The sequence below is a fragment of the Streptomyces seoulensis genome (assembly GCF_004328625.1).
Taxonomy (GTDB): Bacteria; Actinomycetota; Actinomycetes; order Streptomycetales; family Streptomycetaceae; genus Streptomyces; species Streptomyces seoulensis.
The window spans coordinates 1-14,264 of the sequence record NZ_CP032230.1 but is presented as its reverse complement, the minus strand read 5'-3'; the positions used below and the strand labels follow the sequence as shown (position 1 = coordinate 14,264).

The following is a 14,264-nucleotide window of genomic DNA, read 5'->3' as shown; positions in this document are numbered from 1 at the left end:
GCCAGAGCGGGCCCGCACACCCCAACCCCTTCCCACCCCCACACGCCCGTGAAGGAGCCACCTGATGGACAGTGCAGTACAGGCGTGGCTGCTCTCCCAGCTCGGCAGGGCCACCGACCTTTCCGACCTGAACACCCGGTATCTACGACTCGGGACCGCCCGCGCAGTAGCCCTTGAGGTGTTGCGGGAACGGTATGCCGACATGCTGGCTCAGCCGACCGGGGTCACTGTCACCAACGTCGTCGCCGTGAATTTCACCGCGAACCTGGCCGCACTCGAACGGAAGATCACCGCCCTCGAGGCCGGGGAACCCCCCGCACCCGACGACCCCACCGCGTCCGACACACGCGACCACATCGGCGTCATCCTGCTGCAGGAACGGCCCCGCCGATGAGCACCCCCACCCAGCAGACCCGCGACGACCGCAGCGAACTCACCACACTCATCACCGCCGCCGTCCTGGAACTTACCCGGCAGTGGAACCGGCTCACCGTCGCCCAGGACAGGCTGCTGCGCACCCTGGAACGGATACGGCCCGGCCTCGGCGCCACCACCCGCATCAACAGCTACATCACCGCGTTCCACCACGAGGTCGGCGAGTTCGACCGCCTCACCCGCGCGGTCGCCGAACGCTGGGCCGCCCAAGACCTTCCCACCGCCTACCGCGACGGCGCCCTCCGCGCCCTGCGCCGCGCCAACCGGGACATCACCCTGTTCCGGTGGACAGCCGACCACCAGGCCGCCCTCACCGGGCTCACCAGCATCTTCTACGTCGATCTGGTGGCCCGTATCCAGGAGGCGGTACGCCGGGCGCAGGCGTTCGCCCGCGCCGCGCAGGAAGCCACCCGCACCGTCACCCTCGGCCGCAACCACGCCGGGATCGACGCCCCCCGACTTGCTGCTGATCATCCGCTGTCCACCGTGGTCTACAGCGACCAGGCCCGGCACCCGGTGAAGGACTGGGCACGGTCCGCGCTCACCTATCAGGGCGCGGTCACCGCCAACCATGGCGCCATCAACACCGCCCGGCTAGAGCTGGAGGCCGAGTGGATGCAGGTCCGGGACGGCGACGAATGCGGCTGGACTGGACATCAGGACACCGATCACGCTGACGGCACGATCCGATCCATCGACGACTGCGCGGCCTACCCCGTGGCCCATCACGGGTGTGTACGCGAGCTGATTCCCCGCCCCGACCTCAACGGCCGCCGCGGCCTTGTCTCAGGAGACCCAGCATGAGCAAGAAGAGGATCGGCTCTGAACTAGACGCTCTCGGACTCGAAGTAGAGGTGCCAGACGGCATGTCGGTGGTTCGGGCATCAGTGGAGACGTGGGTCGGAGCAGCCGATGGAAGCAGTGGCTTCGAAGTCTCCTCCACCAGGGTCTCCCACAAGATGCTGGAGGAAGACTGGCATGTGCCTCATCCGGTGGTGAACTGCTCCATGAGGGTCACGCAGAAAGGTGTCCCCCTGACGGCAGAACAACGGGACCGCGTGGCGAAGTGGTTGAGAGCCAACGGAGTTGATCCCCGCCTCGTTGAACGAGGAGATATCCGCTTGGAGTGGCGGGATCGAGGAGGCCACATCGGGAACCAGATCATTTGCTTCACGCAGTTCTACGTCGATGAGGCAGGAAATAGGGCGTTCGATGAACGGACCTGCGAAGCTGTGCGGTTTGAGCGAGCCGTCCCACAGATCGTCGAACTTGAGCCCGACCCTGCTTGGGAAGGATGGGATTCCTACCTGGCACACCGAAGCGGTGAGAGCGAGTGACCAAGCCCGCCGAGCCGTCTGCGCACGGTGTCCGGATCGACGCCCAGCCCGGTGACGCCACCGTCCGAATCGACGGCACCCCCCTCCCGCGCGGCCAGGTCGTTGGCTATCGGCTAGAGCACGACATCGCCAACGCGCTGCCCATGCTCGTCCTCCACGTCCGGGAACCCGCCGCCGCTACGTGGGAGGGGCTCGCCCGCGTCACGGTCGCCGACCAGCAGCAGGACATCGGCGAGGAGATCGCCGCGTTCCTCGCCAGCATCAACCCGGCCGCCGTCCAAACAGCCGCCCTCGACCGGCCGGACCTCGGCGACGGCAAGACCTCCGTCACCGAAGCGATCCTCGCCACCCTGGCCGACTGGGCGCAGGGGAGGGGCGTCTGATGCCTGGGCTAGACGACATCCTCGCCCCCGCCCGGCGATGGATCGAAACCAACCTGTGCGTGGACACCGTCCGGATTACGCTCCCGCCCACCGAGGACGCGGTCCTCAACGAGACCACCGGCCATCTCGAATACCCGCCCGGCGACGTGCTCTACGAGGGGCCTGGTGCTGTGCAGGGCGGTATCGCCCAGTCCGAGGTGTCGTCCATACCCAACGCGGGCCAGCCGTGGGCGCAGGAAACCCACTCCCGGTACCGGCTCATGACCCCGCTCACCGCGCCGATCGCCCCCAAGGACGCCATCGTCACCGTCGTACAGGTCCACAACCCCCAGCAGGCCGACCTCATCGGCCGGTCCTGGCTGTGCCAAGACCCCGGTATCGCCGCCACCACCGAAGTCATCCGCATCACCGCCCTGGACCAGAACCAGACCGCCGGATCGAGACTCCCGTGACCCCCGACGAACTCGCCGAACGCCTCGAGGCAGCCGCCAAACGAGTCGGCCCCGCCGTGCAGCGCGGCGTCACACACACCGGAACCCTGGGCATAGCCAAGATCCGGGGCAACGCGTCCGGCCGGCCCGGTCCGAACGTCATCACGGGCGCCTACCGGAACTCGTGGAAGTCGGTGGACCGCCGATGGGTGAACAGTGCACTGTGCACCATCGGTACCGAACTTCCCTATGGTCGCCGGCTGGAGTTCGGCTTCACCGGCACGGACAGCCTGGGCCGCTCCTATGCGCAGCCTCCGTTTGCCCACGTGCAGCCGGCGCTGCCGTTCATCGAGCAGACGTTGAAGATGCAGATGAAGTTCGCGGTCATGGAGGTGTTGCAGTGATCAGCAGGCTGGCCGCCAGCCGGGCGGTTGCCGCTCTCCTCGCAGAGGCCACTGGACTGCCCGTCGGGCGAGGGCACGCACCCAATGGGGCGCAGGCGCCCTACTACCTGCTGTACAGCGTCGACACCAGCCTGTCCGGCGCCCCCTTCGCCGACCTGAATGAGGACGCACTCACCGTCTACCAGGTCACCTCTGTGTCCGGGCCCGACCCCACCGTCCTCAGCTCCGCCGGCCTGGAAGACCAGGCCGAGTGGATGGCGGACAAAGCCCGGCAAGCGTTCCTGCTCCGCGACTCGGTCACGGGTCGCTGGCGGTATCCGCTCACCGTGCCCGGCTACAGGGACATGGCCCGGACGCTGGACACGGAACCGGGGGGAACGAGTGACCCCGCAGATGGGATCATCAGCTATGTGCAGCGGTTCAGCATCGCCTGGACCCCGGCCTGACCTGTCAGGCACTGCACGGACCGCACCGCGGCGGGACCCCACGCGGACGCCACCAAGAGGTGGCCGACCACACATCACGTGTACAGGGGCTGACCGCACCACGCGGAGCAGGCCCCGGACGTCAAGGGGCCCCAATGCTGCTCGCCAAGCCGAAAAAGTACATGAGGCGCGGCACGTCGAAGTTCTACTTCGTGCCGACCATCGCCGCCACCACGATGATCCCGACCCGCAGTGAACTGGGCGCGGGCACCGACTTCACCGCCTTCATCGCCGCGATGGACGGGTGGACGGTCACCAATCAAGAGATCGACACCCCGGACATGGCGGACACCTACGACGCCACCATCCCCGGCAGCGACAAGGCCGACTCGAGCTCCTTCACCTTCTACGAGGACGAGGAGGACGCCGACCTCGAGCAGCTCTTTGCCAAGGGCACCACCGGATACGTCGTCATCCTCCGCAAGGGCGACATCCCCGGCAACAACTCGATGGACGTGTTCCCGATCCGGGTCGCCTCTCAGTCGCCGCAGTACACGGCCGACAACGAGGCCGCGAAGTTCATGGCGACCTGCTCCATCACCTCCCGCCCCCTGCAGGGTGCCCCCGTCCCGGCGTCGGGCACGGACGAGGTGCAGACGGTCACCATCACCGGCACCCCGACCGGCGGCACGTTCACCCTCACCTTCAACGGCCAGACGACGAGCGCGATCGTCTACAACGCGACCTCGTCCGCGGTGCAGTCCGCGCTCGAGGCGCTGTCGAACATCGCACCCGGCGACATCACGTGCACCGGCGGGCCGCTGCCCGGCAGCCCCGTCACGGTCACCTTCAGCGGCGGCGCCTACGACGGCACCGACGTGCCGCAGATGACCGCCGCCGGCAGCTTCACCGGCGGCACCAGCCCCGCCATCACGGTCGCCACCACCACACCCGGCGGCTGACCCCCCGCACCCTCTCAGCTCCCGGCCGGACACCCCTGGCGTTCGGGAAGGGGCGCCTGCGGGCGTCCGGCCGGGTCTCCCTTCCCCTGACGGAGGACCAACCCCATGACCAGCACCACCCGCACCAAGCCCCAGCCGCCCGCCGCCGCAGTCGCCGCCGACGCGCACTGGGCCGCCAAGATGGACCGCCTGCGTAGCCGGGCGCTCGCCGAGACCGTGTTCGTGGTCTGCGACGACCAGAGCGTCCGAGACCGCTACCTGCGCGCCCAGAGGGACTACGACCTCGCCGCCCAGTACGCCAAGGCCAACCCCAAGGACACCGAAGCGGCCAGCGACCTCACGCGCGCCACCGAGGCCCGCGACGACGCCAAGCAGGCGTACGACGAGGTGTCCATCCCGATCCGGTTCCGCGCCCTGCCCCGCCAAGCCCTCGAAGCGCTCTACGAGCAGCACGCCCCGTCGGAAACCGACACCGAGGACGGCAAGCGATGGGCCGACTCCTTCCCCGCCGCACTCATCGCCGCCGCCTGCGTCGACGGCATGACCGAGACCGAAGCGCAGGAACTCCTCAACTCCTGGTCCCTCGCCGAAGCCGACGCCATGTTCAACGCCGCATACGGCGTGCAGAACACCACCCGGACCGACCTGGGAAAAGGCTGACCCAGGATGCCCGCCTCCGTGACGAGCTCGCCCTGTGCCGGCAGTACCAGATCCCGCACAGCGCCTTCCGTGGCGGTGACGGCACCTGGACGGCCCTCGACCGGGAAAAGGCCCTCGCCTACGAAAACCACCTTCGCGGCACCTGTCCCCAGTGCGGAACCCGCGACTCGGACTGGACCGACGAGGCCGGCGAATACCAGGAGGCGTACATCGCCGTCTCCCACAAGTGCTTCGGCTGCGAGGAGATCGCAGCCAAGCAGGGAGAGATCCCGGACGGGAAAGCCGGCGCCGGGATGAAAGTCCTTCTGCTGCCCGCCTCCGTACACGCGGCGCAGCAGGCCCTCGCAGAACTCACCAGCAGCCGGTAGCGGCCACAACCAGGGAAGGGAGGCAGGACTCAGGTGGCGAACTGGAACCTCAGTGTCGATCTGAAGGGCAACGGGAACGACCTGTCCCAAGCCCTGAAGTCCTCCGCGAAGCGCGCCCGGTCCCTGGGGACGGCAGCGAAGACAGCCAAGACCGAGGTCAAGGAACTTGGTCTTGCCGCCGAGGCAGCCGGCAAGCACATCAAGACTCTGGGCACCGAGGCACGTACCGCTGCCCGCCGCCTGAACTCCCTCGGTGACAACGCGCAGACCGCCACCCGCCGCCTCAACCGGTACGGCGATGCCGCGCAGAGCGCGCACCGGCATGTCACCTCCCTCGGTGAAAACTCGCGCACTACCGGCCGGCAGTTGGCTCGCATGTCCGGGCAGATCGACACCGCTGTCCGTGACCTGGCCCGGCTCGCTACTGCCGCGCAGCGTGCGGACTCCCGAATGGCTCGCATGGGCCTCAGAGGGTCCGGCAGCTTGCGGCGCTACCGGGATGAAGCCAGCCGGGCCCACAGCGCGCTGAAGTCCCTCGCCGGAGTAGGTGCCACCCTCGGCCTGGCCCTCGGTGTGCACGAGGTGATTGAGGAGGGCGGCCAGTACCAGCAGGCCATGAATGCGTTCGGTGCCACCACCGGTGCCACGCAGATGCAGATGAAGCGAGCGTCCGCCACCGCCAACCAGCTCGGCAACGACCTGAAGCTGCCGGGTGCCACGGCAGCGGACGCCGCCGAGGGCATGGTGGAGCTCGCCAAGGCCGGTTTCCGCACCGACCAGGCCATCAGCGCCACCCGCTCCTCGGTGATCCTCGCCTCGGCAGCCCAGGTCAATGCAGCCGACTCCGCGAAGTACTTGGGCGACATGATGGACCAGTTCGGTATGGGCGCCGACCAGTCCGCCAAAGCCGCCGACACCCTCGCCGCCACCGCCAACGCCGCATCTGGTGAGATCATCGACATTTATTACGCCATGAAATATGCGGGTCCGGTCGCGCACGGGCTCGGTTTGTCCATGCAGGAGACCGCCGCCGCAGTCGGCATGCTCGGTAAGGCGGGCATCCTCGGCCAGACGGCCGGCACCACCCTGCGCGGCATGATGGCCAACCTCGCCGCCCCCACCCCGCAGATGATCGAGGGCCTGAAGGCCATGGGCATCGAAGCGTGGGACGCCCAAGGCAACTTCAAGGGCTTGCGGAACGTCATCGACGGCCTGTCCAAGGCCCAGCACCACATGACCCAGCAGGACTTTGCCGCCGCCGTGAAGAAGTCCATGGGCAAGCCGGCCATGTCGGGTGCTATCGCGCTCGCCCACCAGGGCGTCGAGTCGTACGACAACATGTTGCAGGCCGCGCACCAGGTCGGCGCCGCTACTGACATCGCCGCCGCCAAGGGCAAGGGCCTCGCCGGTGCGATGCTCCAGCTCGGGACACAGGCGAAGCAGACCGGTCTCACGATCTATCAGGGGATGGCGCCGGGCCTTGAGTTCCTGACGCGCGGTGTCACGGCTGGCCTGTCGGAGGCGACGCCGAAGATCGAGCACTTCTTCAACTACTTCAACGACCTGGCCACCCTCTTCGGCCCCGAGGTGTCGGCGGCCGCAAGCCGGGAGTTCGCCGGCATCGCGGACGCCGCAAGCAACCTGGCCGGCCCGCTGAAGGACCTCGGAGAGGAGGCCCTGGCGGACTTCCTGCACGTCCTGGTGAACGTAGGCGGCGCGGCCGTGCACGTCCTGGAGAACCTGGCGGCCGGCGTCCAGCCAGTGCTGGGGGCGTTCAGCGGTGTGGCGGGGGAGTCCGATGCGGTGTCCTCGTCTCTGGACATCGTGGTGGCCGCCCTGGATCTCGCGGCCACGGCGGCGGAGGACCTGTCCGGGGTGCTGATCCCTATCGGGCAGGTCGTGGGCGGTCTGGTGTCGGCGTTCGGGAGTCTGCCGGGCCCGGTGCAGCAGTTCGTCCTCGCCGCGCTGCTGGTGCGCCGCATCCAAGGGCCGATGGTCGGCCTGGCGAACACGGTGAACGGCCGGGTCCGGGGGGCGTTCCAGTCCCTGAACCAGCAGATGGCCGTCCAGCGCTCCCTCGCCGGCGCTGCGGGCATGTCACTGTCCCGGTACGGGGCAGCCATGGCCACGCTCCAGGCCCGTGTCCCGATCTTCGGGCAGATGGGTGCAGCGTTCCGTACTGCCTCCGCTCAGGGCGCCGGATTCGCCGGCACACTGCGCGGGGTGGGCGCGGCGTCGATGACCGCAACCCGCGCCATCGGCTCCGGCCTCATGGGGGCCCTGGGAGGCCCGGTCGGGCTGGCCATCACCGCGGCCACGGTCGGGCTGGGCTACCTGGCGTCCCGGCAGCAGGCCGCCGCCGCGGCCGCCGCAGAGCACCGGCAGCAGGTCAGCGCCCTCTCTGAGGCACTACGCCAGTCCAACGGCGCGGTGGACGACAACGTGCGAGCCGTAGCGGCGCAAACCCTGATGTCGCAGAAGGCCAAGAGCTGGTACGGCGACCAGAAGCGCCTCGTCGACCTGGCCCGCGAAGCGAAGGTGCCGTTCAGTCAGCTCGTCGACGCCTACACCGGGCAGGGAACCTCCCTCAGTGCGCTCCAGCGGGAACTGTCGGGGGTCGTCAAGGAGCACACCAAGTGGACGACCGACCTGGAATCTGGTGCGGCGGTCAAAGCCCCGGACCGGATCGGTAAGGCGGCCCAAGCCCTGAGCCAGGGCCTGGGAGGTCTCTCAGGGGACTTCAGTAAGGCTGCGGCGGACGCCAAGTCGTACAACGAGGCAGTGAAGGGCGCGCAGGGCGGCGAGACGGCCTACGGCCGGCTCAAGGACGCCGTGGCCGCGCTCGCGGACAAGACAGGGGACGCCGACCAGCGGACGCGTGCCCTGCGAGACGCCCTTGACTTGCTCTCTGGTGGTTCCGTGTCGCTGCAGGCCGCTCAGGCCCGCGTGAACGAGGCCATCACCCAGGCCAACGAGGCCATGCAGTCCGGCATCAACAAGGCGGACGGCTTCGGGAAGGCCCTTGTCAACGCGAACGGCACGCTGGACACCACGACGAAGAACGGGCAGGCCCTGTTCTCCACGTTCAACACGATCGCCGACGGCGCGTCGAACGCGTCGATAGCCGCCTACGACTTCGCGCAGTCGCAGGGCAAGAGCCTCCCGCAGTCCCTGGCGGCCGCCCAGAAGGAGATGCAGACAGCGCGGGACTCGGCGGTGAAGCTCGCTCAGGGCTACGGGCTGAGCGCCGACCAGGCGGGGAAGGTAGCCGACTCCCTCGGCCTGATCCCCGGCCAGGTGTCGATCCTGCTCGAGACCAAGGGCGTCGACTCCACGCTCGCCGAGCTCCTCGCGGTGCAGGCCGAGTTCCAGAAGATGCCGACGGCGAAGACCATTCGGGTCGATGCCCTGGGCGAGGAGGCAAAGAGGGAACTTGAGGATCTCGGCTACAAGATCAAGCTGATTCCCGGCACCCGCGAGTACAAGATCACCGCTCCGACGAAGGCGGCCCGGTCTCAGCTCGACCTTCTCATCAGCGAGATGGCCAAGGTTCCGCCTGGCAAGGACGTCCGGGTGGACGTCCACAAGGTCCAGGCGGTAGCCGGACTCAATGAAGTCCAGGCACAGATCAAGAAGACCCCCAGCGCCAAATCCGTGAAGGTCAGCACACTGAACAGCGCGGCCATAGCAGCGCTGAATGCCGTGGGCCTGAAGACCAAGCAGCTCCCCGACGGACACACCGCGGTCTACACAGCCAACGGACAGGCCCTGGGCAGCATCAACTCCGTCGCCCGCGCGCTCGCCAGCCTCAACGGACGCACTGCCAGCACCACCATCACCAACACCATCATCACCAACAGCAAGACCTACCGAAGCGTCCACGACATCACCAAAGCCAACGGCGGCATCGTCAACTTCGCCGACGGCGGACTCACCGGGCGCCCGGCACACCGCCAGCACTTCGCCAACGGCACCGAGAACCACCTCGCCGAAATCGCTCCCGCCGGCGCCTGGCGGATCTGGGCGGAAGACGAGACCGGCGGCGAGGCGTACATCCCTCTCGCTCTGTCCAAGCGGCGCCGCTCCCGCGCCATCGCCGAAGAGACCATTCGTCGTCTGGGCGGTGACCCGCGCACCGTCCAATGGAACGCCGACGGCAACGTCACCGACTGGCGGTATGACCCCACCACCGGCTCCCTTTACTCCGCTTCCGACGCCGGTCAGGCCGGGCACAAGACCAAGAAGGTCAAGGTCAAGGGGAAGCACGGCAAGACCACCACGAAGGAAGTCGACTACTTCGATGTCGGCGCCGTCGAGAAAAAGATCAAGTCTGCGGCGAAGGCCACCACCGCGTGGAACAAGGATCTCGAGAAGGTCGCCGACCGGGCCGGCGGGGATGTGGCCGAGGCACTCGCCGCGATGGGCGAGGACGGCATGAAGATCGCCCACAAGATGGCCACCGGCTCCACCAAGTACATCAACGACATGTCCAAGGCCCTCAGGGACCTGCAGAAGACCGCCAAGGCCAGCCTGACCGACTACACACGGCAGCTCGGCAGCGCCAACACCCTGAACAAGAAGTTCTCCGACAACCTGGCCAAGCTCGCAGCCGAGGGCTACGGCGACCTGGCGCAGCAGCTGGCCGCGCAGAACGACGAGGCGGCGCAGCAACTCGCGGACGCCGCGGTGAAGGACCCGAAGAAGGCCGGGCAGGCCAACAAGGCAGCGAAGACGGCGAACACCGCACTCACCGCGGATGAGGTGTCCGAGCTGGTCAGCATCATCGCCGCGATCAAGAACCCGACCACGGGCATCCATCAGGTCGCGGCCGCCACCAGCCTGGGCGAGGACGAGATCATCAGCGTCGCCAACAAAGCGAAGGGTCAGATCAGCAAGTCCCTCGGGACGCGGGCCGTCAAGTTCCTCGCGGACCTGGGCAGGGCGAACGCACACCTGTCGTACGCGGACGGTGGTATCCGGGCCGGCATGTACGCCGCGCAGGGCAGCATCATCCGTTTCGCCGAGCCCAGCACAGGCGGCGAGGCATACCTGCCGCTCGGGGCCGGAAAACGCAGCCAGGCCATGCCCGTGCTCCAGGACGTGGCTCGCAGGTTCGGAGTCGGTCTGACCGACGCATCCGGGGGACGACAGGTCGTCATCGTCCGCTCCGGCGACACCATCAATGTGCCGGTGACCGCCGTACGCACCGGAGCCACGGCATCGGACATCGGATCGCAGGTCGGCCGTAGCTACCGCCGTGCCCGCAGGGGAGGGGTGGCCGCCCGTGCCGCTTAGCCTGAACGACTGGCAGTACGACATCGGCGGTGTCATCATCGGCGCCGGCACGCCTGTGCAGGTCATCGAGACCACCGGCCTGGGACGGCCCCCGGTCCGGGACAACGACGTCGACCAGCCCTCCGCAGACGGCCAGTTCGCCGGCCCCGACTACTGGGCTGGCAGGCAGATCCAGTTCGATGCCGCGATCCGGGTCCCCGGTGATCCGGCCGCCTGCCATGACGTGGTCGCCGCCCTCCAAGCGGCCACCGACGGCACCGCGGTCCGGCTGGTCGGCGGGCAGGGCATGACGCTGCGGATCAAGCGACCCGGTCGGCCGGTGAAGTCGCTGACCGTGCGGGCCCGGAAGCTCGACCCGGAGTACAAGCAGGTCGTCCACGGCTATGTGCCGCTGGACATGGAGTTCCTGGCTCACGACCCCACCTTCTACGCCGACACCGACAGCACGACGGAGATCCCGCTGGGCTGGCTGACCGGCGGAGGGTTCGCCGCCCCCATCGCCGCGCCGATCTTCGTGCAGGACGGCACAGTCGCCGCAGACCGGCCGGGCTGGGTGACGAACGCGGGCACGGCACCCGCCTGGCCGGTGATCCGGATCAGCGGGCCGTGCGCGAACGTCACCGTCATCCACGCCGACTCCGGACGCACGCTCGCTATGCCCACCCTGAACCTGGCGGCCGGCCGGTGGATCGAAGTCGACACCCGGCCCGGCGCCCGCACCGTCACCTGGGACAACGGCGGCAACGCCTCCACCTACCTTTCGCCAGCCTCCCGGATCGACCTGTTCTCCCTGCCGCCCGGCCAGTCCGAGATGCGGTGGACCGCATTCGACAACACCAACACCGCCCGCATGCGCCTGACCTGGCGCGACGCCTACACCGCCCTCTGAGGAAGGCCCATCGTGAGCTTCTTTCCCCGGCCCATCCTCACCAACGGGGCCACCCACTCGGCGCAGCAGTTCCGCATGCTGGTGCGCGACCTCGCCCGCGGAGCCGAGGGCATCACCCAAGGCGACGACCTTAAGGTCACCCAGCGCACCACGCCCGGCGGCGGTGTACTCCTCGCGGACGGTTCCGGTGTCATCCGCGGCCGCGACAACGTGTTCCAAGGGACCTACGCGTTCTGCAACATCGGCGCCGTCGACGTCCCCATCGCCGCGACGGGGGCTAGCGCCCGTTCCGACATGCTCATCGTCCGGGTGGAGGACCCCGAGTACGGGTACAGCCGCAACCCGCAGACCGACGACATCGTCTTCCCGCAGATCATCTCCGGCGTCTCCTCCAGCGCCACCAGCATCCCCGACGGCCGCACCGGCATCCCCCTCGCCCGGATCGACATCCCCGCGAACAGCGGCACCATCACCAACGCCATGATCACCGACCTGCGCAAGGTCGCCAACCCCCGCCGAGACCGACGCCTCTACACCCAGTCACCCACCGCCGACAGCTCCCTCATCGGCTCCTCCACCAGCTACAGCTACTTCTCCACCGCCGCCGGCTGGAACATCGCCATCCCCGACTGGGCCACCACCGTCCGCCTCCGCGTCGACGTGTCCCCGCTGCGCTACAGCGTCAACGACTACGTCGGAAACCTCCGCGCCACCTTCGGCGCCTCCCTCACCCTCCAAGCCACCGGCCTCGACGACAACCAGGGCAACGTCGTCCGGAAGATCCCCGCGATCTGCGCCGACACCCTCACCGTGCCCGCCGCCTACCGCGCGACCACGCAACTCCTGCGCGCCCAGGCAAACGGCGGCACCGGCAACGCGGGCCGCATCAACGTCACCAGCGTCACCACGCTGATAGCCGACGTCGAGTTCGAGGAGGCCCCCCGATGACCGGCCCCCACATCCCGGACCGGATTCTCACCCAGAACATCGTCACCGGAGCCTGGCTGGCCACCGCCCTGCCCGTCATCGAACCCGAATACGGCGACGAACTCTGCGGCCCTGGTTCCTTCACCGGGCGTCTCTCACCCCGCCTGTACTCGTCTAACCCCAACGTGGTCGACCCCGGCAACACGTTCCTGTTCGTGGAATCCGCTGGTCAGCTGCAGTGGGGTGGCATCGTCTGGGACATCCGGGCCAGCGGCTCCGACTACGCCATCGAAGCCGCGTCCTGGTCGTCGTACCTGCAGCACCGCTACGACCTGGACGATGAACACGGCGGCCGCGGCCCCTACACCTACGCCGACCGATGCCAGGTCATCCGGAACATCTGGGCCTACGCCCAAAGCGCCGCAGACGGCGACCTCGGGGTCACCGTGGACGCCACCACATCCACATCCACCATCGGCACCCCCGCTGATCCCTACCAGTCCAACTGGTGGGAGACGCCCTGCCTGGGTGACCAGATCGACGACCTCGTCTCCGGGGACTCCACCCCCGACTACACGTGCAGCACCGCCTGGAACACCGCCAAGACCGGAGTGGTGAAACGCATCCGGCTGGGCTGGCCCCGCCTCGGCGCACGCCGCACCGACCTTTCCTTCGCCAGCGGCGTCAACATCATCGACGAACCCGAAGACGCCCTCACCGGAGACGACTACGCCCAGGTCGTCGTCGCTGCAGGCGCGGGCGAGGGACGCTCCCGGCTCCGGCAGACCTCCGCCGTCCGCAACGGCCGGCTCCGCATGGAGTACGTTCTCGACCTCCCCGACGTCAACGGCATCGACATCCTCCGGGCCCGCGCGGACCGGGAGCGGACGTGGCGGCAGACCACGGTCCGCGGCAGCGTCGACCAGATCACCGTCCGCGACACCCCGTCCGCGCCGTTCGGTTCCTACCAGGTCGGTGACGACGTGATGGTCCGGGTCAACAACCCGTGGACCTCCTATGCGGGCTGGTGCCGGATCACAGGCTGGACCCGGAAACCGCAAGCCCAGGGCGGCCCCCAGACCGTGCTCAGCCTGAAGCCCGCCGACTCCTACCAGTACGGAGGTGTCTGATGGACCTCGGCCGCGAACTCAACCTGCACAGCCAGCGCCTGGACCGCCTGGAACGGGCCTCCCGCCTCTCCCACGCCTCGATCGAGAACACGGCGATCCAGGTCAACGACGGCAACGGCAGCCTCCGCGCCATCGTAGGCGTCCAAGGGGACGGCACGACCGCCGTAAACATCGTCAACGGTGGCCCGCCTCCCACACCCTCCACACCCACAGTGTCGTCCGGGCTGGGCGGGCTGGCAGTTGGCTGGGACGGCACCTCCGCCGACGGCTCCATAGCGCCCATGGACTGGTCACGAGTCGAAGTCCACGTCTCCCCAACCGCGGGGTTCACCCCCACCACGGCAACGCTGCGGGCCACAATCGAAACCCCGCAGGGCGGCATCTGCTACATCCCTGTCACGGGCGCCTCCTACGTATGCCTGCTGGCACGCAACACCTCAGGTACAGCATCCACCGCCACCACCCCGGTGGGCCCGTACTCGCCTCGCCCCGTAGCTGGAGACATCGGAATCGGAGAAATCATCAACACGATGATCTCCGACGGCGCTGTCACGACCCCGAAGCTCTACGCCAACGCCGTAACAACACCGAAGATCCAAGCTGGCTCAGTCGATGCGA

The 14,264-nt window shown here is 68.3% G+C and carries 13 protein-coding genes and 1 pseudogene; all 14 read left to right on the top strand.

The genetic code is table 11. The features are described from left to right. The first annotated feature begins 64 nt into the window (after positions 1-64). Positions 65-394, top strand: a complete 330-nt coding sequence (locus D0Z67_RS29095; RefSeq protein ID WP_031183033.1) for a hypothetical protein — start codon at positions 65-67, stop codon at positions 392-394. Then, positions 391-1,239, top strand: coding sequence for a hypothetical protein (locus tag D0Z67_RS29090; RefSeq protein WP_051888012.1), 849 nt, complete (start codon positions 391-393; stop codon positions 1,237-1,239). The genes D0Z67_RS29095 and D0Z67_RS29090 overlap by 4 nt, the downstream gene beginning before the upstream one ends. Next, positions 1,236-1,772: a hypothetical protein gene (locus D0Z67_RS29085; protein WP_131589739.1), complete on the top strand. Its 537-nt coding sequence runs from the start codon at positions 1,236-1,238 to the stop codon at positions 1,770-1,772. The genes D0Z67_RS29090 and D0Z67_RS29085 overlap by 4 nt, the downstream gene beginning before the upstream one ends. Continuing rightward, positions 1,769-2,155: a hypothetical protein gene (locus D0Z67_RS29080; protein ID WP_031183031.1), complete on the top strand. Its 387-nt coding sequence runs from the start codon at positions 1,769-1,771 to the stop codon at positions 2,153-2,155. The genes D0Z67_RS29085 and D0Z67_RS29080 overlap by 4 nt, the downstream gene beginning before the upstream one ends. After that, a complete protein-coding gene (locus D0Z67_RS29075) occupies positions 2,155-2,607 on the top strand; it encodes a DUF6093 family protein (protein ID WP_131589738.1) in 453 nt (150 codons plus the stop codon). Before D0Z67_RS29080 ends, D0Z67_RS29075 begins: the two co-directional genes overlap by 1 nt. After that, positions 2,604-2,990 (top strand): HK97 gp10 family phage protein, encoded by a 387-nt coding sequence (locus tag D0Z67_RS29070; protein ID WP_031183029.1) that lies wholly within the window; start codon positions 2,604-2,606, stop codon positions 2,988-2,990. Before D0Z67_RS29075 ends, D0Z67_RS29070 begins: the two co-directional genes overlap by 4 nt. After that, complete coding sequence (locus D0Z67_RS29065; protein WP_031183028.1) at positions 2,987-3,436, top strand: hypothetical protein; 450 nt, start codon at positions 2,987-2,989, stop codon at positions 3,434-3,436. Before D0Z67_RS29070 ends, D0Z67_RS29065 begins: the two co-directional genes overlap by 4 nt. Positions 3,437-3,570: 134 nt before the next feature. Further along, positions 3,571-4,377 (top strand): phage tail tube protein, encoded by an 807-nt coding sequence (locus tag D0Z67_RS29060; RefSeq protein ID WP_031183027.1) that lies wholly within the window; start codon positions 3,571-3,573, stop codon positions 4,375-4,377. Positions 4,378-4,482: 105 nt separating this feature from the next. Next, positions 4,483-5,037: a hypothetical protein gene (locus D0Z67_RS30465; protein WP_031183026.1), complete on the top strand. Its 555-nt coding sequence runs from the start codon at positions 4,483-4,485 to the stop codon at positions 5,035-5,037. A 401-nt stretch (positions 5,038-5,438) separates the two neighbouring features. Beyond that, the gene (locus tag D0Z67_RS29045) at positions 5,439-10,700 is read left to right on the top strand and encodes a phage tail tape measure protein (RefSeq protein ID WP_031183025.1); all 5,262 of its coding nucleotides are present in this window, start codon (positions 5,439-5,441) and stop codon (positions 10,698-10,700) included. Continuing rightward, positions 10,690-11,589, top strand: a complete 900-nt coding sequence (locus D0Z67_RS29040) for a phage distal tail protein (RefSeq protein WP_031183024.1) — start codon at positions 10,690-10,692, stop codon at positions 11,587-11,589. The genes D0Z67_RS29045 and D0Z67_RS29040 overlap by 11 nt, the downstream gene beginning before the upstream one ends. A gap of 12 nt (positions 11,590-11,601) precedes the next feature. Next, positions 11,602-12,537 carry a hypothetical protein gene (locus D0Z67_RS29035; RefSeq protein WP_031183023.1) on the top strand — a complete coding sequence of 312 codons (936 nt, stop codon included), beginning with the start codon at positions 11,602-11,604 and terminating at the stop codon, positions 12,535-12,537. Then, positions 12,534-13,646, top strand: a complete 1,113-nt coding sequence (locus tag D0Z67_RS29030; protein WP_031183022.1) for a hypothetical protein — start codon at positions 12,534-12,536, stop codon at positions 13,644-13,646. Before D0Z67_RS29035 ends, D0Z67_RS29030 begins: the two co-directional genes overlap by 4 nt. Continuing rightward, positions 13,646-14,264: pseudogene (locus tag D0Z67_RS29025) on the top strand (hypothetical protein); the annotation flags it as partial. The gene D0Z67_RS29030 and the pseudogene D0Z67_RS29025, both read left to right, overlap by 1 nt.